Annotated in this window: 25 protein-coding genes; 4 read left to right on the top strand and 21 right to left on the bottom strand. The window is 35.8% G+C overall.

Features of this window, described 5'->3' with window-relative positions:
• The first annotated feature begins 6 nt into the window (after positions 1-6).
• Both BCER98_RS11835 and BCER98_RS11840 read left to right on the top strand, forming a co-directional pair.
• Positions 7-1,437: an amino acid permease gene (locus BCER98_RS11835; protein WP_012094767.1), complete on the top strand. Its 1,431-nt coding sequence runs from the start codon at positions 7-9 to the stop codon at positions 1,435-1,437.
• 287 nt (positions 1,438-1,724) lie between these two features.
• Complete coding sequence (locus BCER98_RS11840) at positions 1,725-1,925, top strand: DUF3903 domain-containing protein (protein ID WP_012094768.1); 201 nt, start codon at positions 1,725-1,727, stop codon at positions 1,923-1,925.
• Between the two features lie 364 nt (positions 1,926-2,289).
• On the opposite strand, the gene BCER98_RS11845 is transcribed toward BCER98_RS11840, so the two are convergent.
• From BCER98_RS11845 to BCER98_RS11910, 14 genes are all read right to left on the bottom strand, one after another.
• A complete protein-coding gene (locus tag BCER98_RS11845; RefSeq protein WP_012094769.1) occupies positions 2,290-3,039 on the bottom strand; it encodes a sulfite exporter TauE/SafE family protein in 750 nt (249 codons plus the stop codon).
• Between the two features lie 96 nt (positions 3,040-3,135).
• Positions 3,136-3,282: a BC1881 family protein gene (locus BCER98_RS21895; protein ID WP_012094770.1), complete on the bottom strand. Its 147-nt coding sequence runs from the start codon at positions 3,280-3,282 to the stop codon at positions 3,136-3,138.
• Between the two features lie 184 nt (positions 3,283-3,466).
• Entirely contained in the window at positions 3,467-5,197 is a 1,731-nt protein-coding gene (locus tag BCER98_RS11855) for an S-layer homology domain-containing protein (protein ID WP_041810463.1), read from the bottom strand.
• A 232-nt stretch (positions 5,198-5,429) separates the two neighbouring features.
• Positions 5,430-5,828, bottom strand: a complete 399-nt coding sequence (locus BCER98_RS11860) for a hypothetical protein (protein WP_237701308.1) — start codon at positions 5,826-5,828, stop codon at positions 5,430-5,432.
• Positions 5,829-6,026: 198 nt separating this feature from the next.
• On the bottom strand, positions 6,027-7,070 hold the full coding sequence (locus BCER98_RS11865) for a chromosome segregation protein (RefSeq protein WP_012094773.1): 1,044 nt from the start codon (positions 7,068-7,070) through the stop codon (positions 6,027-6,029).
• Between the two features lie 239 nt (positions 7,071-7,309).
• Positions 7,310-9,073, bottom strand: a complete 1,764-nt coding sequence (locus tag BCER98_RS11870; protein ID WP_012094774.1) for an ABC transporter ATP-binding protein — start codon at positions 9,071-9,073, stop codon at positions 7,310-7,312.
• Complete coding sequence (locus tag BCER98_RS11875; RefSeq protein WP_012094775.1) at positions 9,073-10,824, bottom strand: ABC transporter transmembrane domain-containing protein; 1,752 nt, start codon at positions 10,822-10,824, stop codon at positions 9,073-9,075. Before BCER98_RS11875 ends, BCER98_RS11870 begins: the two co-directional genes overlap by 1 nt.
• Before the next feature lie 123 nt (positions 10,825-10,947).
• Positions 10,948-11,166 (bottom strand): YneF family protein, encoded by a 219-nt coding sequence (locus BCER98_RS11880; RefSeq protein ID WP_012094776.1) that lies wholly within the window; start codon positions 11,164-11,166, stop codon positions 10,948-10,950.
• A 78-nt stretch (positions 11,167-11,244) separates the two neighbouring features.
• Entirely contained in the window at positions 11,245-11,685 is a 441-nt protein-coding gene (gene sirA, locus BCER98_RS11885) for a sporulation inhibitor of replication protein SirA (RefSeq protein ID WP_012094777.1), read from the bottom strand.
• Positions 11,686-11,841: 156 nt separating this feature from the next.
• The gene (gene tkt, locus BCER98_RS11890) at positions 11,842-13,842 is read right to left on the bottom strand and encodes a transketolase (RefSeq protein WP_012094778.1); all 2,001 of its coding nucleotides are present in this window, start codon (positions 13,840-13,842) and stop codon (positions 11,842-11,844) included.
• Between the two features lie 315 nt (positions 13,843-14,157).
• Positions 14,158-14,961: a phosphonate ABC transporter, permease protein PhnE gene (phnE, locus tag BCER98_RS11895; protein ID WP_041809874.1), complete on the bottom strand. Its 804-nt coding sequence runs from the start codon at positions 14,959-14,961 to the stop codon at positions 14,158-14,160.
• Positions 14,961-15,758 (bottom strand): phosphonate ABC transporter, permease protein PhnE, encoded by a 798-nt coding sequence (gene phnE, locus BCER98_RS11900; RefSeq protein WP_012094780.1) that lies wholly within the window; start codon positions 15,756-15,758, stop codon positions 14,961-14,963. The genes phnE (BCER98_RS11895) and phnE (BCER98_RS11900) overlap by 1 nt, the downstream gene beginning before the upstream one ends.
• Positions 15,755-16,528, bottom strand: coding sequence for a phosphonate ABC transporter ATP-binding protein (phnC, locus tag BCER98_RS11905; RefSeq protein WP_012094781.1), 774 nt, complete (start codon positions 16,526-16,528; stop codon positions 15,755-15,757). Before phnC ends, phnE (BCER98_RS11900) begins: the two co-directional genes overlap by 4 nt.
• A gap of 112 nt (positions 16,529-16,640) precedes the next feature.
• Entirely contained in the window at positions 16,641-17,579 is a 939-nt protein-coding gene (locus BCER98_RS11910; protein ID WP_012094782.1) for a phosphate/phosphite/phosphonate ABC transporter substrate-binding protein, read from the bottom strand.
• Between the two features lie 182 nt (positions 17,580-17,761).
• Between BCER98_RS11910 and BCER98_RS11915 the strand changes: the two genes are divergently transcribed.
• A complete protein-coding gene (locus BCER98_RS11915; RefSeq protein WP_012094783.1) occupies positions 17,762-19,345 on the top strand; it encodes a bifunctional metallophosphatase/5'-nucleotidase in 1,584 nt (527 codons plus the stop codon).
• 66 nt (positions 19,346-19,411) lie between these two features.
• Here BCER98_RS11915 and BCER98_RS11920 read toward each other — a convergent pair whose 3' ends face one another.
• Together BCER98_RS11920 and BCER98_RS11925 are read right to left on the bottom strand one after the other, a co-directional pair.
• On the bottom strand, positions 19,412-19,651 hold the full coding sequence (locus tag BCER98_RS11920; RefSeq protein ID WP_012094784.1) for a DUF896 domain-containing protein: 240 nt from the start codon (positions 19,649-19,651) through the stop codon (positions 19,412-19,414).
• 45 nt (positions 19,652-19,696) lie between these two features.
• The gene (locus tag BCER98_RS11925) at positions 19,697-20,353 is read right to left on the bottom strand and encodes a YneB family resolvase-like protein (protein ID WP_012094785.1); all 657 of its coding nucleotides are present in this window, start codon (positions 20,351-20,353) and stop codon (positions 19,697-19,699) included.
• A 137-nt stretch (positions 20,354-20,490) separates the two neighbouring features.
• Between BCER98_RS11925 and lexA the strand changes: the two genes are divergently transcribed.
• Entirely contained in the window at positions 20,491-21,111 is a 621-nt protein-coding gene (lexA, locus tag BCER98_RS11930) for a transcriptional repressor LexA (protein ID WP_012094786.1), read from the top strand.
• Positions 21,112-21,317: 206 nt separating this feature from the next.
• On the opposite strand, the gene BCER98_RS11935 is transcribed toward lexA, so the two are convergent.
• From BCER98_RS11935 to BCER98_RS11955, 5 genes are all read right to left on the bottom strand, one after another.
• Entirely contained in the window at positions 21,318-22,118 is an 801-nt protein-coding gene (locus BCER98_RS11935) for a DUF4097 family beta strand repeat-containing protein (protein WP_012094787.1), read from the bottom strand.
• A gap of 1 nt (position 22,119) precedes the next feature.
• Complete coding sequence (locus tag BCER98_RS11940) at positions 22,120-22,665, bottom strand: DUF1700 domain-containing protein (protein WP_012094788.1); 546 nt, start codon at positions 22,663-22,665, stop codon at positions 22,120-22,122.
• A gap of 4 nt (positions 22,666-22,669) precedes the next feature.
• Positions 22,670-22,981 (bottom strand): PadR family transcriptional regulator, encoded by a 312-nt coding sequence (locus BCER98_RS11945; protein WP_012094789.1) that lies wholly within the window; start codon positions 22,979-22,981, stop codon positions 22,670-22,672.
• Positions 22,982-23,271: 290 nt separating this feature from the next.
• Positions 23,272-24,183, bottom strand: coding sequence for a DUF2935 domain-containing protein (locus BCER98_RS11950; RefSeq protein WP_012094790.1), 912 nt, complete (start codon positions 24,181-24,183; stop codon positions 23,272-23,274).
• 142 nt (positions 24,184-24,325) lie between these two features.
• Entirely contained in the window at positions 24,326-24,646 is a 321-nt protein-coding gene (locus BCER98_RS11955; protein ID WP_012094791.1) for a YmaF family protein, read from the bottom strand.
• Positions 24,647-24,674: the final 28 nt, after the last annotated feature.

Below are 24,674 nucleotides of genomic sequence, written 5' to 3' on the forward strand. Positions count from 1 at the left end.
AAGAATATGACAGAACTCAATAAACAAAATCATGAATTAAAACGCACGATGAAAAGCCGACATCTGTTTATGATTGCACTTGGAGGCGTAATTGGAACCGGATTATTTAATGGATCTGGCTTTATTATTAGTCAAGCTGGACCTGGTGGGGCTGTACTTGCTTTTATTGCAGGCGGATTGTTAATGTACTTTGTTATGCTATGTCTCGGTGAACTTGCTGTAGCAATGCCCGTTTCTGGATCTTTTCAAGAATATGCAACAAAATTTATAAACCCAGCCACCGGCTTTACAATTGGTTGGCTGTATTGGTTAAGCTGGGCAAATACGACTGGACTCGAATTTACAACTGCAGGTATTACAATGCAACGCTGGCTTCCAGGTATTCCTGTATGGGTATGGTGCCTCATATTTGGTGTCACAATCTTTACGATAAATGCCCTATCTGCTCGTAGTTATGCTGAAACTGAATTTTGGTTTTCAAGTATTAAAGTATCCGCTATTGTAGCTTTTATTATTCTTGGAGGCGCAGCTATGTTGGGCATTATTGAGTTGAAAGGAAATGAACCTGCCCCGCTGCTTTCTAACTTTATCGAGCATGGCGGCCTATTTCCAAATGGTATTGGTGCCATTTTATTAACAATGGTTACTGTAAATTATTCTTTTCAAGGTACAGAACTTGTTGGGATTGCAGCTGGTGAAAGTGAAAATCCTGCAAAAACATTACCGCGTTCTATTAGAAATATTATATGGCGGACAATGTTTTTCTTTGTTTTAGCAATTTTCGTTCTAGTCACTTTAATCCCTTGGCAAGAAGCTGGATTAACGAAAAGTCCTTTTGTTGCTGTGTTTGATCGTATAGGTATTCCGTATGCAGCTGATATAATGAATTTCGTTATCCTTACTGCAGTTCTTTCTGTTGCAAATTCAGGTCTGTATGCCGCAACTCGAATGCTTTGGTCCCTATCAAAAAATAGTATGGCCCCGGCATTTTTACAGAAATTATCATCTAGAGGTATCCCACTATATGCCCTCATCATGACAATATCTATTTCCGGATTATCTTTACTCACAAGTGTTGTAGCTGCTGAAACAGTGTACTTATGGTTAATTTCCATTTCTGGAGTCATAACTATTATTGTTTGGATGTCTATCTGTGCTTCCCAGCTTCTTTTCCGCAAACAATATGTAGCAAATGGCGGGAAATTAACAGATTTGAAGTTTAAAACTCCATTGTATCCCGTTATACCAATTCTAGGGTTCGGACTGTATGGAATTATATTAGTTAGCTTACTCTTCATCCCGAATCAAAGATTAGGAATCTACTGCACAATCCCATTTATTATCTTTTGTTACACATACTATTACATGAAAATAAGAAAGAATAATAACTTCGAAAGCGAAAACACTCAAAAAGTTTATAACGTAATAGAAAAATAATAGATCCCAGCCCGTTATGAAACTGTAATGGGCTCGGAGTATTCCCCCCTTACTCTTCTTCTCTATTTTAGGGAAGTAACAAGCCCGATGAATCAAACGAGGGATGGAGCCCACACTGATTAAAGTTTCACTTGGTTCCATCTCAATATTCAAAAGTTATAAGAAAAATAAAGTCTTTCCCCTACATTTTCCCCTCAGAAATAGAGGGGAAATACATTTTACATCGAAAGGTTATATCAACTTCCAAGACAATTCATTCCTAATCATTCATAAGAAAGGATGAAAATATGATTTCTAAATATGTTGTGGAATGTGTCTTTTGTGAACAAAATCGAACATCGAGAAGGACAACGGTTACGGTATCTGCTACTTCTCATACTCTCGCCATTGAGAAAGTAACGAATGAATGTAAACGCCGCTTTGGGAAATCTCTTCTATTACAAACAGAAATTACTGAAGAATATAGTGCATATCAAAAAAAAAGCTGACCTGAATAGGGCAGCTTTCTACTTCCGATCATATTTTCATATGAAGATTAGGGGCATCCTCTTTAAGGATCGGGATTTCACCATTATGTACGTTCTATAATGGTCATCGAACAATATATTTCTATTCATTGAGAAATGAAATAGAATAGGGCAAAACTTGTTCGCATTTTTAGAAAAGGGATAGGGATATAATACTAGTAATACGTCGAATACTCGAACGTTACACTCATTATATTATAGCAAATCCCTTTATATTTGAAATATGAATTACTTACATAATTCATATGTAAAACATATTAATAGCTTGTTATATATGTTCCACAATTCCTTATCTCTTTTATGTAAAGGCAATAAGACCCAAATCCTATTCTACTAACAGCAGACATCCTGCTGCAATCGGTGTTATAATCATAGACAGTTTCAAAACAATACGTGGAGCAAAGTTAGTAAATTTCGCTCCTAAATAGGCACCTAACATCGTTCCTATTAAAACTTGTACCAATAATACATAATTTAAATATCCGGCTGAACTATAACCAATCCCACCTCCAATTGCAATTGGAAGAATAATGAGCATTGTCGTTCCAACCGATTGCTGAATTGTTAAACCTAATAATACCATTAATCCTAGTTGAATAAATGGTGCTGATCCTATCCCAAAAGCACCCGCTAAACTTCCAGTTACTAAACCTAGTAACATACTTTTCACTAATATAGTGATAGATAATCCTTTTTCATGATTCATTTTCGATTGATTGTGGAAATAGAGTAATCGAATACACATACATATGGCTGATAAAAATAGCATACTAGCAGTAAACCAATGAAGAAGCTGCGCTGGAATTACTGCCCCAAACTGAGAGCCAACATACGATCCAATCGCCCCAAATATTCCTACAACCCCTCCTATTTTTAAAGAAACATTCCCCTCTCTATAATGACTTACTACACCTGAAAGTGTTGTAAATGCCATTGCTGTTAGCGAAGTTGCAAGAGCTATATGAACGGGCACTTGGAATATAAGAGTTAAAACTCCAATTATAAACCCTGCTCCACCAGCTCCAACAAACCCTAATAAAATCCCCATTGCAAACATTGTAAGAATAATAGCCACTTTTTTTCCCTCCAGTAGCTCTATTATCTAATAAAATTCTTTTCCTGCAAACGAAAAAGCATCCTATACGGATGCTTTTAATCATAATATGTACAGCTAGTCTTGATTAATTAAAATAAGAGCTGGCCCAGATACGACAACCCCTGCTACCTCGATTTTTTCAAATTCCCTTACTGTAATAGATATAATCCCTTCTCTTTCCATCAATTCTTTACTCAGGACTTCAGTCGGTATTTTTCCCACCGTCTTACCTCCTTTTCATTCTTGTTCTAAAATCCATTATGATTTTCATGAAAAGTAGAACAAATCATCTAAATATATTAGATTCACTCCACTTTTATTCCTTATTCCATACAAAATATGCAATTCCTGTTTCAGATATATTGAAAAAGAAAAAGTACCCACAAACGTGAGTACTTTTTGCTTATTACCTCTCTATTACATATAACATTCTATTTATAAATGCTGCTGATTCGCCGCGAGTAGCTGTTCCTTTTGGCATAAATTCATTATTTTCATTTCCTTTTACAATTCCTAATCCATAGACACGTTTTAATGCTTGCTTGTCATATGCTAAGTTTTGATCAGAAAATGGTACTTCAACTAAAGTTCCTGTGATACCTTTATACTGTAAAGCACGATCAATCATAATGACAACTTCATCACGTTTAATTGTATCATTTGGATCAAACGTATTGTCTCCTCGACCATTAATAATTCCTGCACTTGCTGCACGATTAATACCGTCTACTAATGATGGATGAGCTTCATTTAAATCTGTAAACGTTGAACTTCCTTCTGGCAGCTGTAATGATCGCGAAATGAAATTTGCAAATTCTCCGCGCGTCACAAGACGATTTGGCCAATAGGAACCATTTCCATCCCCAACCATAATTCCTTTCGCAGCTAATTCGCGAATATCTTGTTCATACCATCCACCTGTAATATCATCTTGATGATTTTCATCATAGTAACTTTTTGCACCTTGTAAGAAAGCATTCCACGCACCGCGTTGAATCATAATTGCGGGACAAATTTTCCCACTCCAATATTGGTGTTTTTTCACATTTTCTATAGGAATGTGTAACTCTCCCATCAAATAAGCTGTTAATTTCCGAGCATTTTCTACCGCTTTATCGTAATTCCCATCTTGATTTACAGCAATCTCAATCGCAATGGATTGTCTATTACCTGTTCCATTGGATCCATCTCCTGCATGCCAACCATTTTCATTTAACGGAAGATGCTGATAAATCTCTTTATCATCCACTGTAAAATGCCAAGATGCTGAGCGATCTGTATCCCCTGTTGCTTGATTATATAAATATTGAGCATGATTTCTAGCCCCTGCACCAACGCTATAATTATCCGTTTCATGAATGGTAATATACTTTGGATCCATTGCATAACCAGGACGAATATTATCATTTCCTTTTGGGACAATCCATTCTGTAAATGGTACCCCATAAACAGATCCTATTTTTAAAGCAGACGGTGCTGCATAATATAGACCTGCCTCACGTTTTTTATAAGTTGGCATCTCGTTATTTTGAATAAGGGATGCTTTTGTCCCTTCAAACGCTACATTTGAGGAATGAATCCACTTTTTCCCTTCATTTGTTTCAACTTGGAACCAATCTCCCGCTTGTCCAATCGCTACAACTGTTTGAGGTTGTAATGTACTTTCTTCTTGAAATGAATCGAAAGGTGAAGAATACAGAGCAGTTTCTTCATGAATAACGAGTCTCTTATTCGATAATGGATAAATATTTCGAACTTCAACATGATTATCTATATGTTGTATCCACCCTGCTTCATTTCGTGTTTGAATGTAATAAGCATTTCCTTTTCTCTTTGAAGCTTTCACCACTTGCTTAGAAAAATTCTTCCCAGTCCATTCCTTTAAGTCCGATGATTCATATATTGACGTTTCTTTTTTTATATGTACCAGAAAATCCCCTTGTACTTCACTATTAGCTTCTTGACTATCACCACGTCCATCTTCATGTTTCATATGATTCTCAATACTTTTCAACGCTTGCTCATCTGTTGATAACTCTATCGTTTTTTCTAACGGTGCTGCAAAAGAATCACTTGGAATCATTACCACCTGCAATGCAATTGACATTGCGAAAACATTATAAAGTCCTTTTTTCATTCTACTTCTTAACACGTTATGTCCAACAACATTTCGTGTTCTTACGCCTCCTTTTCTCATACAATTATATTTTAGCAACCTACTAAATTACTTAACTACCTTAAATTATAACGACTTTTTTCTTATTCGTATAGATAAGATTCGACATCATTTATCGTTATTGTACATATATGAAAACTGTAAAAAAACAGAAGGTGCTAACATACCTTCTGTTTTTTTATATTCCGCTATTTTAGTCCGTTTCAATTCTATAATCTATTATCCTATCATTATGATTTAAATATAAAATGAGACATTCACTATCAATCGGGATAAATCCTCCTTCAGTTCCTAAATAATATATCATTTGATGGACAGTTTCAAATTGTCTTATTTCTGTTGGTGTACCCAATAACGTGATAACCTCTTCCTTGGATGTTCCAACTAGTTTATGTTTCGCTAGTAAATCATCTATCATATACACTCGTTTGCCATCATTTTTTAACCATGTTTCTTGGTGAAACCTCGACTGATATTCATTACCCCCTAGTTGTATGATACATACAGTAAATAATGCCGCACCAACAACTGTAATACTTTTCAGTTTCTTACGATATATTTCTTGCTCATCACTTAAAGCAAGTTTAAACATCACCCGCCGAAACAAAAGCAAAATTATAAATGGAATTGATACCGCTAAAACACTCACTATACTATAGGATGAATGAGCTATAACAATTATGCATATAAAAGCTAGGTAAATGAATAAGTAGAAAAAAGTATATAAATACAATGTTCCCCATAATAAAGGTTTCATATATGTTTTCAATAATGCGTCTCCTTTATGGCATCATTTTTGAGCAATCACCTTGTCTATCTGTTCTATCACGGTTTTTATTTCTTGTAATTCTTTTGCAGTATATAACACTTTTTCATTTAACAGCACATTTTTAAAATACATAATAAATTGTTCTCTATCTTTCAATCTTGGGACTCGTTCATGAGAACAGTCTATTATTTCATATTGATTTCTCTCATTCTCAAAATATATAACCGGCTTTACTTCTTCTTTTATAATTTCTGCATTTTTCTCTTTTAAATACTCATATAAACTTTCCGAAAGATATTGTATCTTATAAACAACATTGCCTTCATTTACTACTTTCAAAGTTCCCGTTTGCTCTTCTTTTATAAAAATGAACGTTTCTTCTTGATTATGCTCATATTGATACTTTCCTATTTCATCAACCATAAATGAAAAGATCCCTGCATTATCTTTTGTTAAACCGTGTATGATTCTTCCTTTACATTCTACTGTTTCAATCACATATATGCCTGTTCTTAATAACAACACATGATGAATACGGCGATTTTTCATCTTCCTTTTTGTTCTGCTTGATATTTTCGGCAAAAATATATTTGGAATCATGTATATCTCATTTTCTTTTACAATTTCCTGCTGAATAAATTGTTGTTTCATGTTATGTAATAGTTCATGCGTATGTATTTCCGCTACATTTTTTGAATACACCTTTAAATCTGCAATAAAATTTTGTAATATTTGTACTTCATGATTATGTTTCTGCTGCATTTCACTGCGCTCTTTACTATGTTGCATTGTGAGTTCGCTCTTCATCATTCGCATATTTTCAATTTCACGAGCTGCTTTCACTTTTAAATCATTGTATTTTTGTTTTTCTATATTTTTTATCGTTTCTTGCTGCTGTTCATAATTTTCAACTGTAGCAGCAATCTCCCCTTGATAGTTTTCTATGACTTGTGCTTTTTCAAAATCTACTTGTTGCTTCTCAGATTCTAGCTGTTTATTTTTATAAAACAATACAAATGCTACAGCTAATAAAGCCAAAATGACACATATAAGCACATATTCCATTTTCCTTCTCCTTTATTCCTTATCAGATTCTGATTCTAAAATATTTTTATCCTATTATACTATAAAGTGAAACTTTAATCAGTGGGGGCTTTCTTCATCCCCACTGATTATGAGCCCTCACCAATCGAGCTGTTACGGGCAGCCCTACTCCCACCTATCTTCCTTGCTTCTCCCTAAATCTTGAGGCGGGAGTCTTACTGCCCTAAAATAGCGGGATAAAATTGCAAAAAGCCTTGCTACTACAAGGCTTTTTGCAGACTTCCTTTATTCTGAAGCAAATACATATTATAGTAGAGTCCTTGCTTACTTAGCAGTTCTTGATGTGTTCCTCGTTCGACAATTTCTCCTTCATGCATTACAAATATTTGATCGGCATCTTGGATCGTGGACAATCGGTGCGCAATCGCAATTGTAGTTCTTCCTTTACGCATACGCTGCAATGCTGTTTGAATTGCTTCTTCTGTTTCCGTATCAATATTTGCTGTCGCTTCATCTAATACAAGTACTTTCGGATTCGTTGCAATTGTTCTTGCGAAAGCAATCAATTGTCTTTGCCCACTCGAGAAAGCCGTACCCCGTTCCACTACTTCTGTATGATACTGCCCTGGCAACTTTTCAATAAACGTATTCGCTTGAACGAAGCGGGCTGCTGCTTCTACTTCTTCATCCGTAATACTTTCATCATACATACGAATATTTTGCTTCACATTTCCAACAAATAAAAATGCATCTTGCAAAACAAGACCAATCTTTTGTCGAATTTCCTGTTCCTCAAATTCTTCTAAATTTACACCATCTATTCGAATACTTCCTGACTTAATGTGATAAAATCTCATCAATAAGTTCATAATGGTACTTTTTCCACTACCAGTGTGCCCAACAAAAGCAACCGTTTGTCCAGGCTTCACATGAAACGACACATTCTTTAACACATCTCGCTTCCCATCATAAGAAAAAGTAACATTTTGAAACTCAATTTCCCCTTCATGCACTTGTGGCTTTTCATTCCCTTGTTGAACGGGTGCCAAATCATTTTCATCCATTAAATGAAACACACGGGAAGATGAAACGAGTGCTTGTTGAAAGAACGAAAGCTTCATCATCATTTCATTTACAGGTTGAAAGAAACGGTGAATATAGTTAACAAAAGCATATAATACTCCAACTTCAACAGGACTATTCAATGCATGAATCCCAAACAATGCAAGTACGAATGCAATTGCCATAATGTGCACAAGATCTGTTGCTGGACGTAAAAGCAATGCATCTAACTTTAACGTTCGGCGACCAGCATTATAATGCTTACCATTTATCTCTTCAAACTCTTTTCTCATCCGTCTTTCTTGCCGGAATACTTGCACAATATTCATACCTTGAATCGATTCATTTAACTTCGCATTTAAAATACTAAGTTGACTGCGTAATTCTAAATAAAAAGCTGAACTTTTCCGGCGATATACTGCCATAATCGTCACCATAATTGGAATCATGATAAGAGAACATAAAGCTAGTTTTACATCCAGCAAAAACATTGCTACTAATATTCCAATTAAAAATACAATATTTTTCACAAACGTCGATAATACACTCACATAAAAATCTTTAATTGCTTCTGTATCATTCGTTATGCGCGATACAAGTGTCCCAATTGGGGTACGATCAAAAAAACTTAGCGACAGCTTTTGCACATGTTCATATACTTCTACACGCATATCTTGCACAATTTTAAATGCAATATTTTGAAAGTATAATAGGTTTAAATACGTAAATAAAACTTTTAATAAATGGGCGACCATATATATAACAAATAACGTTATTAATGCCGATTGTTCAAAATTACGTGGAACTAAGTGTTCATCTAGAAATTGTTTAATTAAAAATGGCCCCATCATTTCAGTAACCGTTGCACCAACTAAAAATAGAAACGCTAGTGATAACAACCCTTTATATGGTTTCATATAAGAAAGTAATCGCCATAAGTCACTTCTCTTTTTCTCAGCCATTATATGCCTCCTTTCTCAACTAGCGCCTCTAACTGTTGACTTTCATACATCTCTTTATACCACCCCGTTTGCTTCATCAATTGTTCATGCGTCCCTCTCTCTACAATCTTTCCTTCATCTATAACAAGAATAAGATCGGCATGTTGAATCGCACTTAACCGATGTGCTGTTATAATCGTTGTTTTTTGTGCTCTTTCTCGTTTTAAAGCTGTTAAAATGTTTTCCTCAGTCTTGGCATCTACCGCAGATAAACAATCATCTAAAATTAAAATTTCAGCATCTGTTAATAATGCACGCGCAATAGAAATTCGCTGTTTTTGCCCACCTGATAAAGAAACTCCTCTTTCCCCTACTACTGTATCATACCCTTCAGGAAATTGAACAATATCATCATGAATACATGCAATTTCAGCAGCACGCACAATTTCCTTATATGACGCATTTGTTTTTCCAAATGCAATATTTTCTCCTATGCTTGTTGAAAATAAGAAATGGTCTTGCGGAACATAAGAAATAGCCGCCCTAACACTATGAAGTGTCATATTGCGAATATCTTGATTTCCAATTTTTAATTCACCATTAAAATGATCATACTCTCTAATCAGACATTTTAATAACGTCGTTTTTCCCGCACCTGTTCGGCCAACAACGCCTAATGTTTCTCCCTTTTTCAATTCAAAATGAATATCTTTCAAATTCAACACTTCATTTTTCTTATAAGAAAATGTATCGATTGCAAATGATACATCACCGCTCGCTACACGCTGTATTGCATCCTCTTTATTCACGACAGCTGAAGTTTGAGATAAAATTTTTTCAACGCGATCATATGACGCTCGCCCGCGTTCCATAATATTAAAAAGCCAACCAAACGCTAACATCGGCCAAACGAGAGTTCCTAAATATGTTGTAAAAGTAATTAACCCACCTACTGTCAATTCTCCCCGCACAACTAAAAGTGATCCGTAACAAACTGCGATTAGAAATGAAAAACCAACAATAAGGGCAATTGTTGGATCAAACAATGAATCAATACGAGCAACTAACATATTTTTATATACTACATCTTCTGACTTTTTTCGAAATGCTTGTAAGTCTTCTTTTTCTTGACCAAGTGAGCGAATTACCTTCACCCCACTCATACTTTCTTGTACTTTATCGTTAATTTCCGAAAATGCTTGTTGTGCTTTATGAAATCGTCTATGTAACAATGTACCATAATAATTTGTAGAAATTGCTACAATTGGCATAGGAAGGAGGCTAATTAACGTTAACTTCCAGCTAATCGTAAACCCCATTGCCATTAATACACACCCTCCTACAGCTAGAGAGTCAACAAGTGTCAATACACCAGAGCCAGCTGTTTGTTGAATCGCTTGAATATCATTTGTCGCATGAGCCATTAAATCACCTGTACGATGCGATTGATAAAACGAAGGGCTCATATTTGTAAAGTGTTCATATAACCTACTCCTCAATTGACGTGCTAATTTTAAAGAAGAACCGAAAATCATAATACGCCATATATAACGTAATATATACATTGTAATTCCAACAATGATTAAAAGCCCAACCCATTGTAATAACTTTTCGGCAGTTAATGTTTGATTATTAATCTCATCAACAATAATTCCAATTACTTTTGGTGCCACAAGCTCTAATAATGCTACTCCAAATAATAAAATAATTCCCGTTATGTACGCTCGCTTTTCTTGTTTAAAAAACCAAGCTAACTTAAAAAATACTTTCATGTTATCCTCCTCTCTTAAAATAAGCGATGTGTTCAGTTTATCAAAAATACAGAATTTTTAAAAGTTTTTAAAATTAGTACCTTCAAATGAAAAGGACATCCGTGCCGGATGTCCTTTTCGCGCTTATTTCATTTGCTTGTTCATCGCGCTCATCATTTGATTAATTTTCTTTTGAGACGGTTTTTGTCCCATTTGCATCATCATCATTTTTAACATTTGTTCATTAATTGGTGGATTTTTTTGTAAGTAGTTCATCATATATTTACGAGCGATAAAAAAACCTAACGCTACGCCTGCTAGTAATGCTACTACACCAACTAGAATACCTGACCAAATTGGCATATATTTTCCTCCTTCATGTTGTCTACCTTACAGTGTACTAAAACCTTTTCAATAAGACAAGATGATATTCGACATTTTTTATACATATGTTCGTGCTTGCTTGAGAGGATTTAGCCAGCCATACTTCTTATTTTCATAATCCATTGCTAAAAATGTTAATTCACATTTTCTGAGCACCTCAAAAAAAGTTGTCTCCATTGAAACATTTCCAGAGGTATTCATTCGAATGTACTGTGGTTTCACCATTATTTCTCCGTATTCCGTCCCTGTATACAGCATATGTGTATGATATGTTCTATTATATTTCCCTAAATGGTGTAAAGCTTGTTCTAATTTATGATGAATTTTTATGACTTGTAAAGGCATCGTAATATACATCATCTGCTTATATAGTACTTTTTTTTCCGAAAGGGATTCAGATTCTGAAAATCGAACAAATAAATCAAAAAGCAAAGATTCACGACCAAAGTATGTCTTCGCAATATCTTCTTGAATTAAATACAATTCATACGTTTTCATTTTTCTCCTCCCGATCTGGACAATCTTTTTCTCTACATTATATAGAAGAATATGTGCAATGATTGTCTGACTACGGAAAAAGAAAAAACTTTTTCTGTCGAATTCAGTCATTTACATAGAAAAACCTCTCCATATCGGAGAGATTTTTCAAAGCTATTAAAGCATTTCTTTCACTTTACGTACAACGTTTTCTACAGTGAATCCGTACTCTTCCATAATCTTTTCACCAGGAGCAGATGCACCAAACATATCGATACCTAATATGTCGCCTTCAAGACCAACGTAACGATGCCATCCGAATGTAGCACCCATTTCGATTGCGAAACGTTTTGTTACTGCTTTTGGTAATACTGATTCTTTGTATTCAGCAGATTGTGCTTCAAAGCGATCCATAGATGGCATGCTGACAACAGATGCATCTATACCATCTGCCGCCAACGCTTTTTGCGCTTCAATTGCTAAGCTTACTTCAGATCCAGTTGCAAGTAAGATGACATCAGCTGTTTCTTTCTTGCTTGCAGAAATTACATATGCACCTTTTGACACTTTCTCATAAGTATCTTCTTTTGCACCTTCTAATGTAGGAAGGTCTTGACGAGTTAAAATTAATGCCGTTGGTGTTTTTGTAGATTCTAAAGCTAATCTCCAAGCCGCTACAGATTCGTTACCATCAGCTGGACGGATAACAGAAACATTCGGCATCGCACGAAGAGCTGCTAATTGTTCGATTGGTTCATGTGTTGGACCATCTTCACCAACAGCGATACTATCATGCGTGAATACATATGTCACAGGTAATTGCATTAATGCCGCAAGACGAATTGCTGGGCGTAAGTAATCAGAGAATACGAAGAATGTACCACCGTAAGTTTTTAAACCGCCATGAAGTGCGATACCGTTCATTGCTGCACCCATTGCGAACTCACGTACACCATACCAAATGTTTTTACCGCTGTAATCAGCTCTTGTAAAATCTTTCTCGTTATTCATATATGTTTTGTTAGAACCAGCAAGGTCTGCAGATCCACCGAAGAATGATGGTACAGCTTCTGCGATTGCATTAATAACAGCACCTGAAGAAGAACGAGTTGCTGTTTTTGATCCTACTTCATAAGTTGGTAGATTTTGTTCCCAGCCTTCTGGAAGCAGACCTTTCATCGCCATTTGTAATTCATTTGCTAATTCTGGGTATGCTTTTGCATATTCACCGAACATTGTGTTCCATTCAGCTTGTGCTCTTTCACCAACATCTTGCACTGTTTTACGGAAGTTTTCATATACTTCTGCTGGTACGTGGAAATCTTCTTGTGCAGTCCAAGCGTATGCTTCTTTTGTTAATTTTGTTTCATCTTTACCAAGCGGAGAACCATGCGAAGCTGATTTTCCTGATTTGTTTGGAGAACCGAAACCAATTGTTGTTCTTACTTCAATTAGCGTTGGGCGTTTTTCGTCAGCTTTCGCGCTTTCAATTGCGTTTGCAATTGCTTCAATATCATTGCCATCCTCAACGCGGATTACTTGCCATCCGTATGCTTTATAGCGATCTTCTACACTTTCAGAGAATGAACGATTTAAATCACCATCTAATGAGATATCATTGGAATCATATAATACAACTAGTCGTCCTAAGCCTAAATGTGCTGCTAACGAAGATGCTTCAGCAGACACGCCTTCCATTAAATCACCATCACCGCAAATTGCGTATGTATAATGATCTACAACATTGTATGCATCACGATTATATTTCGCTGCTAAATGTCTTTCTGCCATCGCCATCCCAACAGCAGTTGAAATACCTTGTCCAAGTGGACCAGTTGTTGCGTCTACACCTGGTGTATGACCGAATTCTGGATGTCCTGGTGTTTTACTTCCCCATTGACGGAAGTTCTTTAAATCATCCATTGTTACATCATAACCAGATAGATGAAGTAAGCTGTATAACAGCATAGAACCATGACCTGCAGATAATACGAAACGATCGCGGTTAAACCAAGTTGGATTATTTGGATTATGTTTCATAAACTTAGTCCATAATGTATAAGCCATTGGTGCTGCCCCCATTGGCATTCCTGGATGACCAGAGTTTGCTTTTTCAATCGCATCAATGGATAATGTGCGAATCGTGTTGATAGAAAGTTGTTCGATTGAATGTGACATGCTATTCTTCCCTTCGCTTATATTAGTAAACGTTTTATACATTTATATGATAGCTTCCCACGCAAGATTATACAACATGTATCGACAAATATGTTGATGTTTTTTTGTTTTTTATAAAAAAACAACGCAATCCTTTGAATGTATGGGCATTCAATCTGTCATACTTTTTCCTTGTTTTTATATTAAAAATAAAATAAATTATCCGTATATTTATACACAAATATCTTATTGCTTCATTTTTTATCTTTTCACCTACCTCTTCCCCTATAAAAATATGTATTGTTTCTGCATACTGAAACAATACATATCCGACTGCTATACAATTCGTTTTCTTATTGAACTTGAAAGAAAATCAACAATAATTACCATAATAATAATTCCAAGTAAAATGATTCCTACCCTCGGCCAATTTCTTGAGCTTAATGCAAAAATAAGTGGTGTACCTATTCCGCCCGCCCCAATAACACCTAAAATCGCCGCAGATCGGACATTAATCTCAAAACGATAGAGCGTATAAGATAAAAAGTCGGGTAATACTTGTGGCCATACCGCATACCAAAGGATTTGAAAACGATTTGCTCCATTCGTCACCAAGGCTTCAATAGGTCCCTTCTCTATATTTTCAATTCCCTCTGCGTACAACTTCCCTAGCATACCGATAGAATGTAATCCTAATGCTAAAACACCTGCGAAAGACCCTGGTCCCACTGCTTTTATAAATAGCAGTGCCATAACTAATTCAGGGAATGTACGAATAAAACTAAGCACAAACTTTCCTATTGATGACATTCCTTTCCCTGCATTCATATTTTTAGCTGCCCAAAATGCAAATGGGATAGAAAGAAAAGCAGACACAAACGTACCTAATATGGCAATTGCTAATGTATCCACTAAACCGTGCAATAAATCTTCACCACCTGGTAAAGAGACATATGTCCAATCTGGATTCACGATCCCAGATAAAATCGCTTTTGTAATTTGTCCCGCTGTATCTTTTATCCCCTCAACAGGCATTCCTGAAAATGCCCATATATATAAGAGCATCAATGCAATAAAGATCATCCAACGATATAAACTCATTTGCTTCGGTTTTGGCACAATCACTGTAGGTTTGTTCATCATAATTTCTCCCGTAATACTGTACTTATATAATCAATTAACAACACAACAATAAGTGTATAAATAATAATAGAAGACGTTTGTTGATACTGTAAAAAACCAAGTGTACGGTCATAATATAATCCGATACCACCCGCACCAACTAAGCCTAAAACAGCTGCTGCTCGCACATTTACTTCAAACGTATATAATACATAGGAAACAAATTGCGCCATTACTTGTGGCATCACTCCATATACAATCCATTGCATTTTATTCGCTCCTACAGCTGTCATCGCTTCTAACGGACCTAGATCAATTGCTTCAATCGATTCGTACAATAATTTAGCAATGATTCCAACTGAAAAAAAGATAAGAGCGAAAATTCCCGGAAGCGGACCAATTCCAAAAATCGCAACAAAGATAGCTGCTAATAATAAATCTGGTATCGTCCGAATAAAATTTAGCACAAACCGAGCTGGGCCATATAAAAGAGCAGTTGTAAACACATTATTGGCTGCTAATACAGCAAGTGGAATAGATAGAATAGCTCCGAAAGTTGTACCAATAATCGCCATGCGAATTGTTTCTAAAATAGCAGTCGTAATGACTTGAAAGTAGCTCCAATCTGGAGGTACCATTTCCTTTAATAAATCGATCATATTCGGCCAGCCTGTTATAAGCTTCATAAATGATGCATCCACTTGTATGCCGCTACTCCAAAGTAATACAATCATTAAAGTCACTGTGAATATGTGCTTTAACTTCTTCGGCGGCTTCGGAATGTTTTTTGTATGAGTCATTGTTACATCTCTCATTTCGCCGCCACTCCTAGCAATTCATGCCGCTCAATAGAAGATCCATAAATTTCAGCAAATGTTTCATCTGTCGCTTCCTCTACCGTCCCGTCAAATACGATTTCCCCTGCATGCAACCCGATAATCCGCGTAGCATATTCCCTCGCTAATTCAATCGAATGTAAATTTACAATTGTAGTAATCCCAAACTCTTTATTGATCTGCTTCAAATCATCCATCACTTGTTTTGTAGTCAGGGGATCTAGCGACGCAACTGGTTCATCAGCTAAAATAATTTTTGCTTCTTGTGCCAAGGCTCGCGCAATTGAAACGCGTTGCTGTTGTCCTCCTGATAACTCATCAGCACGCATATATGCCTTTTCTAAAATGTTCACCCGCTCTAACGCTCGAAATGCAAGTTCTACATCTTCTTTCGGAAACAGTCCCAATACGGTACGCAATGTTGAATGGTACCCAACGCGCCCAGCCAACACATTTTTCAACACGGTAGACCGTTTTACGAGATTAAAATTTTGAAAAATCATTCCGATATCCCGGCGCATATGTCGTAATTCTTTTCCTTTCGCCTTCGTAATCGATTGTCCATCAATGATAATTTCACCTTCTGTAATTTCATGCAGCCTATTAATAGAACGAAGGAGCGTCGATTTCCCTGCACCAGACAACCCAACCATAACAACAAATTCGCCTGTATGAATTTTTATGTTGATCTTATTTAAACCTCTTGTACCATTCGGATATATTTTCGAAACATTTCGAAACTCAATCACACTTCTTACCTACTTTCTACTTGTTTTACGAAACAGAAAAACGGCTAACTAACAAAAACTACGTTACAGCTTCGTTAGTCGGCCATTCAACATTGGCAGTTCACCTATTCAGTTACTGTGTTTTTACTTTCTTTCCGTATTCACGAACGATATCAAATTTACTGTCATCAGACTTAACATATCCTTCATGTGAATAGACTTCCTTTATAATTTTATGCCCTTCTTCATCTTTTCCAATTTCAATAAAGGCATCTTGCAGCTTTTTGCTCCATTCTGCATCTAAATCAGAACGCACCGCAATTGTATCGTTTGGAATTTTTTCAGTGAACTTTATAATTTTTGTCTTATCAAATACATCTGGATAATCCTTTTTAACAATATTACGAGCATCTTGGAATACAACTGCCGCGTCAACATCACCGTTTAAAAGAGCAATAATAGACTGATCATGTCCCTTTAATGTAACTGGTTTCACATCTTTTAATGGATCAATCTCTTCCTTCATTAAAACTGCAGCTGGCCAAACATATCCCGCAGAAGATGTAACATCTTGATATCCGATTTTTTTCCCTTTCAAATCTTTAATACTATTAATATTTGACTCTTTCTTCACGACAAACTCAGATTTATAAAAGTCTACTAAATCTTTTGTAGGTTGACCTGTTTCATCGTCTACTCCAAATCGTTGCGCCTGTAATATGACATTGGCTGCTTTCTTCTCATGTGCCAACACGTAGGCAGTTGGTGGTAAAAAGCCTACATCTACCTGTTTAGATGCCATCGCTTCGACAATCGTATTGTAATTCGTGGAAACGCTAACTTTAACAGGAATATTGAGCTTATCACTTAACAACTTTTCAAGCGGCTTTGCTTTCGCCTCTAACGTATCTGCATTTTGTGAAGGAACAAACTGAACATTTAATGTTTTCGGTACATATCCTTTTTTCTTCTCTTCACTCTTCGTTGCACTTGATTCCTTTGTCCCACAACCACTTAGTAGACTGGCTGCTAGTATGGCCGTCGCCCCCATCATGAAAACTTTTTTTAACATGTGAAATCCTCCATTTTCTTATTCATAAAATGACGAGCTGTAAACACGTAGAAATATACCATAAAATTCCTAACACAAAGTATTATTTACAGAATCTTTACACATTCTAAACATTATATACAATCATATTTATATTTATTTGTTATGATAAATGTATAAATAATATAAAAGGATGATTGAGATTGAAAGAACATCATACTGTACAAGTCAATATTCTACTTACAAGCGATATACATGGAACCGTTTATCCACTTCATTACCGAAATAACGAAAGCGCAGAAATTGGATTAGCAAAAATCGCAACACGTATCCAGCAGGAGCGTTCACAGCATAAACATGTCATCGTAATTGACAACGGTGACTTCATTCAAGGGACACCGTTCACTTACCACTATGCCACTTACGAAAGTGATAAAGATAATCCGATGACAATACTTGCTAACTACATCCACTATGATGCAGCCATTATTGGAAATCACGAGTTTAATTACGGAATGGACATACTAAATAAAGCCGTTTCACATGCTAATATGCCTTATCTCTGTGCAAATATTTTAGATAAAAGAACAAAAAAACCTTATTTTGGGAAGCCTTATTTGATCAAGCATATCGAACCAAATATAAAAATCGCTATTTTAGGAGTTACAACACATTACATTCCAAATTGGGAGCAACCGCATCATATTCAAGATTTACAGTTTGAAGACGCATTAGAAACAACAAAAAAATGGGTTTCTTTTATTTATAAGCATGAAGCACCTGATGTATTAGTTGTAGCTTATCACGGTGGATTTGAAAGAGATTTACAGTCCGGCGCACCAACGGAAACTTTAACAGGGGAAAATCAAGGTTTTGCCATGTGTCATGAAATAGAGGGAATCGATATCTTACTAACTGGTCATCAACACCGCTTCATCGAAAACGAAACAATAAATGGTGTAACTGTGTTACAACCTGGATGTAATGGCCATTCATTAGGGAAAGTTCAAATAGAATTGGAACAAAATAATAGTAGGTGGACCATCAAAACATGTCGTTCTGAACTGCTATCTGTAGAAGATGTTCCGGCAGATCATACGTTACTTTCACTCGTATCTGACTATGAAGAGCGAACGCAAAAATGGCTTGATCAACCAATTGGTACAATTGTTGGCGATATGAAAGTTCATGATCCGATGCAAGTTCGTTTACAGGATCATCCTTTTATCGAATTTATCAATAAAGTACAAATGGACGTAGCTGAAGTTGATATTTCTTGTACAAGTTTATTTCACAATGCATCTCCCGGATTCCCAAATGAGATTACAATGCGCGATATTGTTTCTAATTACATTTATCCAAACACATTAAAAGTCATTCGCATTACAGGACAAGATATTCTGGAAGCGCTTGAACGATCTGCTGAATATTTCTCATTGAATGAAACCGGAGAGATTGTTGTAACCCCTGCCTATATCAAGCCAAAGCCACAACATTATAATTATGATATGTGGGAAGGTATTTCATACATACTAAACATTTCAAAACCAGTTGGAGAAAGAGTTGTTTCCCTACATTACAAAGGAAAGCCTCTTTCTCTTACGGATGAGTATGATGTTGTTATGAATAATTACCGGGCAAGCGGTGGCGGGAACTACTTTATGTATCAAAATAAACCGGTTATAAAAGACATACCGATTGATATGTCTGAAATCATTGCAAACTATATATTGAAAAGAAAAGTGGTTGAAGCAACTCTCAATCAGAACTGGACGGTAATAAAATGAAGATCTAAAGAAACTACACCACTATATATTTCTATGAAAATAAAAAAGATGGGCTTGCCCCATCTTTTAATTTAGCTTGACATTATTTTTCTTTTTTAACGCTTTTAATTTCGCTGGGGTAATATCTTTCCCCTCTTCATTCACGATTTTAATTCCTTTTAATTCGTTTAACATGTTTTGGCGAAATCCTTTTAAATATTGTTCACGGAGCGATTGACGTTCCCGTTGTTCTTCTTCAGTTAAACCTTCATTCTTCGCTTTCCTCGCTAAGAAGTTAATGCGTTCAATGAGTTCGTGACTTAGCATCTCGAATCCCCTTTCTACTAAAAACTGATTATTATCATACAATAGTTAGTCTTGTTTATCAAGCAATTGCTTCGTATATTCCACATACCTGCGATGCACAGTAGCTTTAGAAACATCATATCCAAATCCACGAAGTGTCGCAGCAATCTCTTCAAAAGTTAATTCATTGCGGCGCAAACGAACAATCTCTTCAATCGGCACTTCTTTTTTCTCACGCCCCGTACTCAAGTGTCGGTTTTTCAAGTTTTTCTCCGGTCGAAATCCTCTTTCTACCGCTCTTTTCATGCCACGTTTAATCTTTAAGTTATGAATTTTCCTTTGATACTCTTCCACGATACTAATAATATCAAGTACCATTGAATCAGAATCAGACAGCTGCAATTCACCGTTATGTGTATGCGTATACACTTTTACTCCTTCTTTATATAAGCAATGCATTAAAGCAATCTTCGCATTTCCTCTGCCAAGCCTTGTTTCATCTTGAATAAGAAGTACCTCAATTTGCTCGTCCCGTATTATATCTAATATTTCCAATATTCCTTCACGTTCAATCGTGTAACCACTTGCTTGTTCTTCAACTACCTTTATAACATTCATTTGATATCGCTCAGCTAAATGCAACAATTCATCTTTTTGACGTGCCAATGATGTTTCTTGTGCCTCTTTCGTTGTACTTACACGAGCATAAATGATTGCATTCATTTGAAACCCTCTTCCTCTTTTTGATTTTTTTATTAGTTTAGCATAAATCTCTTACATGTTCGAACTTATGTTTGTAGAATGTTTTTTCACATGGTATACTTATGAATAAGAAAAACGAAAAAACGAGGTGTTAAAAAATGGAAAAGTTAACAAAACGCCAGCAAGACATTCTCGACTTCATTAAACTGAAAGTACAGGAAAAAGGTTACCCGCCTTCCGTACGTGAAATTGGTCAAGCAGTCGGCCTTGCTTCTAGTTCTACAGTGCACGGACATTTATCACGTCTAGAAGAGAAAGGATATATTCGACGCGATCCAACGAAACCGAGAGCGATTGAAATTTTAGGAGAAGAAAGAATCGAAATTAGCACACAATCTGTTGTTCAAGTACCAATTGTCGGAAAAGTTACAGCTGGATTACCGATTACAGCTGTAGAAAGTGTGGAAGAACATTTCCCACTCCCTGCAAGTATCATTGCTGGAGCTGATCAAGTATTCATGCTACGAATATCTGGAGATAGTATGATTGAAGCTGGTATTTTTGATGGAGATTTAGTTGTTGTTCGTCAGCAACATTCCGCAAACAATGGTGAGATTGTCGTCGCTCTAACAGAAGATAATGAAGCCACAGTTAAACGCTTTTATAAAGAAAAAGATCACTTCCGTCTACAACCAGAAAACTCTTCTTTAGAACCAATTATTTTAAATACCGTTTCTGTTATCGGAAAAGTAATTGGTGTATATCGTGACCTACATTAAAAAATAGACCGAAATGGTCTATTTTTTAATGTACGTTAATTATACCATCGTCCATAGCTGTTTTCCTCTCAATTTGCACACCGTCATTTCTAAATGTGACGTCTCTGGCATCTTCCCTAAAAATCTGTACTTTGCATGAACAGTCGCGTTTTAACGTTCTTTCCTTTCCATTATATAAAACGAAAATGATCTTCACTTGTCTATGTTTAATTCACTTGAATGCTAACATCTCCCGCAGCTGTTTTTCCTGTGATTTTCACACTACCATCGCCAAATATAACATTCCTGTCCTCTGTTTGAAAAATTTCTACTTCTCCTGCATACGTCTTACCGCTCACAACTGCATTCTGAGGCTTCTCAAGTAAACGAATATCTATGTCTCCCGCTTCTGAATTTGCTTCTAAATCGTATTTTGCATCATGATCCATAACCTTTACATCTCCCCTAGCTGTTTTGGCAACGACTTTACCGTTCGTTCTGTTTATTTCCACTTCTCCTGCTTTTGAAGAGCCTTCTACTGTTTTTGCTGACACTCGCTCCATTGCAACATCTCCAGCAAGAGTTAAGGCTTCTACACGTTCACTCTTCACCTCACTTATTGTAATCTCACCTGCAGATGATTTCATTTTTATTTCTTGATAAGTACGCTCAGGAACAACAACCGTTAGCTTTGTTGCTTTAAACCCCGAAGATAAAAATGAAAAGTCAAATAAAAATCCTTCTTTTGTTTCCCCTTTTATTCCCAAAACATCTCCTTCTTCATTAACACTCACTCTTTGTTTTTCAATATTTCCTGACTGTTTCACATAGAAAGAAGAATCCTTTCCTTTTTGAATCACAATATCTCCAGCATCTAATTCAATATCTACATTTTTAATTGCCTCATTTTTTATAACTTTTTCCGTTTCTTTCTGCTCCGCCGCATCTACCATCTCCGAATATGTTTGTGATATACCAATAATGCCAACTACAATACAAACAATGGCTACTAACATTATTTTTTTCATCTTATTTTTCCCCTCTAATCATTTTGAGATTCCAATTGACGTAACGTATACAAAGATTTTTAAACCATTTTGTACAGTAGTAAGCACCGATACATACTAATAATCCAATCCCAAAAAATGTAATAGAAACAAATATATCAAGCCATAAAAAAGTGCCAGTTAGTATCTTAATCACGACTAGGAATGGTGCTATAACGGAGGAAATCCCTCCAATCCACAGTGAGAATATAAAACTTACAATTGTAATTAAAGGTCCTAATACAATAATGAAGTTTAATAAACTAAGCCCAACTACCGACGTAACAGCTCTTGTTATATTTGATGCAGACGGATCTTTTTTCATCTCATCAAAACGATATAAGGCTAACATCTCTTTTGCAATCGCTTTTGGCGAGCCAAGTCCCTTTATAATTTCTGCTTCTGTCTTCCCTTCCTCTAACCCAAATCGAAAATGTTCCTCATAGTCATATAGAATATCTCTTCTTTCTTCTTCTGGTAGCTTTCTAAGATGTGTTGATAATTCCTGAAGAAATTGCTCTTGATTCATATCATTACACCCCTTCAATAATTTCCTGTACCCCTTTAGCGAAATCACGCCATTCCGTTACAAGTAAATGTAGTTGTTCTTCTCCTTGATCTGTTAATTGATAATATTTACGCGGTGGTCCTTCCGTTGATTCTTTTAAATATGTTTGAAAATACCCTTCTTTCGTTAATCGGCGTAACAACGGATAAACGGAACCTTCTGATATTAAAAATTTATTAGAAATCTCTTGAACAAGTTCATACCCATAACAATCTTTTCTTTTAACAAGTGCCAGTACACAAAGCTCCAGCACACCTTTCTTAAACTGGACGTTCAAAGACAATCCTCCTTTTTATCAGTACTAATTAATGCAAGGTACTTACACTAACCATAATATACCATTTACTACTATTTATTACAAGGTACTGTTGACTATTTTACAGGAATATTGCATGACCATTATTATAGGTCGAAAGAACACCTCAAAAAAAACGATAATTCCTTAATGAAGGACTTACCGTTTTTCACTAAAAATACTATTCGTAACTGTATATTAAAAATTTCATGTTTTGAGAAACTCCTGATAAATATATTTCTTACTATATATCGTTCATACTGGTATACCCCTCATCCCATCGACTGTTGCACCTGTTTTTGCTTCAACCTTTCTTCTAACACATGAATCATAAATAAGAAATGCTCCGCCTCCCTTACAACATGATCCGCTAATAGCGGATTAATTACATTGCGAATTTGACATGTTTGAATAAGTTCCAATCCTGCTTTTTTGAAATTTCTCAATTCAACTGTAGCGTTTTCACTATCTTTATTCATCTTTCCGATAATGGGGTATGTTGGTTGTTTCTGATATAACATTGATTCTACATCTCTAGCTTGACTAAGAAGAACTTCGAAATCATCACCAAATTTTAAAGCGGTATGAACTAAATTTCGTTCTGATTGATCAAGTAATGAGGCAATAAAACGAGAATGTTCCATCATAATTCTTAACCAAAATACATTTTCACTAATGATCGCATCTTGAATTGGATCCATTTTCCCTTCATTAAATTTCTGAAGTGTTCGTATAAAATACTCTGCTTCTCGCGCAATATGATCTACTAATAACGGAAAGTTAAACCCACTTACTTTACAATTAATAATTAAAATTAAAAGATTTCTTTTATAATTACGAAATGCATAAACGAGCTGGATACTTTCTTCATTTAATTGCCTGACTGCTTGAACAGTTTGAGGGATAGAAAACGCTTTTTGTAAATGTCGATCAAAAAGATGAAAAAATTGATCCACCTGTTGAATTAAGTTAGTGTCTTTTCGGTTAAATCCTTCACCAAGAAAAAGTGCGTGCTCCTTCATAATCCTTAGCCAAAAGCGATTTTCAGTTAACGATTTCTCAATAAATAATTGTTCTGTTAATGATTCAGAAGGTGCAGCTTTCAATTCTGGCGGAAGTAACATCGCCCTCTGCGTATCCATAACAAAATGACCAGGAATCGATTGTTGTTCCTCGTTCGTCATAAAAATCCCCCCTATCCCCTAAAAACACCATTCCAACATGATATATATGAAAGATTATGATTTCCTATACCTTTCAACATCCACTTAAAAACTTCCAAATATATTGTTTTAAAACGTTCACACCTCAGCAAGCTTTCCTTAATTATTTATTACCCGGAGCAGGCTTACGATGCTTATGACCATTATCTTCTGTTGTATAAAAATCATAATAATGAACATGCATTCCATTTCCAACTGGAATCGCCGGCCCTGAGTACGCTTTATAGTAATGAGTATGCCCATCCTCAAATACAACATAACCTTCTGTATAATGTACATGTCTATCCTGCGTTTGAATTGGGGGAGAAGATACATCTAAACATTGATGTACATGCCCTACATCTACAGATGTATAATCTACAGACCCCTGATTATGACTCGGTACAAATCCAGAAACAAAATCAACCTTCCCTACCCTGTTCACCCCACTCACTCCTTGTCCATAGAAATAA

This window comes from Bacillus cytotoxicus NVH 391-98 (assembly GCF_000017425.1).
In the GTDB taxonomy this organism is placed as follows: domain Bacteria; phylum Bacillota; class Bacilli; order Bacillales; family Bacillaceae_G; genus Bacillus_A; species Bacillus_A cytotoxicus.

Coding starts and splice junctions, on each gene's coding strand:
- lexA (WP_012094786.1), top strand. CDS start 20,491: ATGGAAAAGTTAACAAAACGCCAGCAAGACATTCTCGACTTCATTAAA.
- BCER98_RS11870 (WP_012094774.1), bottom strand. CDS start 9,073: ATGGCTGAGAAAAAGAGAAGTGACTTATGGCGATTACTTTCTTATATG.
- tkt (WP_012094778.1), bottom strand. CDS start 13,842: ATGTCACATTCAATCGAACAACTTTCTATCAACACGATTCGCACATTA.
- BCER98_RS11835 (WP_012094767.1), top strand. CDS start 7: ATGACAGAACTCAATAAACAAAATCATGAATTAAAACGCACGATGAAA.
- BCER98_RS11935 (WP_012094787.1), bottom strand. CDS start 22,118: ATGAAAAAAATAATGTTAGTAGCCATTGTTTGTATTGTAGTTGGCATT.
- sirA (WP_012094777.1), bottom strand. CDS start 11,685: ATGAAAACGTATGAATTGTATTTAATTCAAGAAGATATTGCGAAGACA.
- phnE (WP_012094780.1), bottom strand. CDS start 15,758: ATGAGAGATGTAACAATGACTCATACAAAAAACATTCCGAAGCCGCCG.
- BCER98_RS11950 (WP_012094790.1), bottom strand. CDS start 24,183: ATGACGAACGAGGAACAACAATCGATTCCTGGTCATTTTGTTATGGAT.
- BCER98_RS11855 (WP_041810463.1), bottom strand. CDS start 5,197: ATGAAAAAAGGACTTTATAATGTTTTCGCAATGTCAATTGCATTGCAG.
- BCER98_RS11910 (WP_012094782.1), bottom strand. CDS start 17,579: ATGTTAAAAAAAGTTTTCATGATGGGGGCGACGGCCATACTAGCAGCC.
- phnE (WP_041809874.1), bottom strand. CDS start 14,961: ATGAACAAACCTACAGTGATTGTGCCAAAACCGAAGCAAATGAGTTTA.
- BCER98_RS11875 (WP_012094775.1), bottom strand. CDS start 10,824: ATGAAAGTATTTTTTAAGTTAGCTTGGTTTTTTAAACAAGAAAAGCGA.
- BCER98_RS11920 (WP_012094784.1), bottom strand. CDS start 19,651: ATGCTAAGTCACGAACTCATTGAACGCATTAACTTCTTAGCGAGGAAA.
- BCER98_RS11940 (WP_012094788.1), bottom strand. CDS start 22,665: ATGAATCAAGAGCAATTTCTTCAGGAATTATCAACACATCTTAGAAAG.
- BCER98_RS11860 (WP_237701308.1), bottom strand. CDS start 5,828: ATGTTTAAACTTGCTTTAAGTGATGAGCAAGAAATATATCGTAAGAAA.
- BCER98_RS11840 (WP_012094768.1), top strand. CDS start 1,725: ATGATTTCTAAATATGTTGTGGAATGTGTCTTTTGTGAACAAAATCGA.
- BCER98_RS11880 (WP_012094776.1), bottom strand. CDS start 11,166: ATGCCAATTTGGTCAGGTATTCTAGTTGGTGTAGTAGCATTACTAGCA.
- BCER98_RS11925 (WP_012094785.1), bottom strand. CDS start 20,353: ATGAATGCAATCATTTATGCTCGTGTAAGTACAACGAAAGAGGCACAA.
- BCER98_RS11865 (WP_012094773.1), bottom strand. CDS start 7,070: ATGGAATATGTGCTTATATGTGTCATTTTGGCTTTATTAGCTGTAGCA.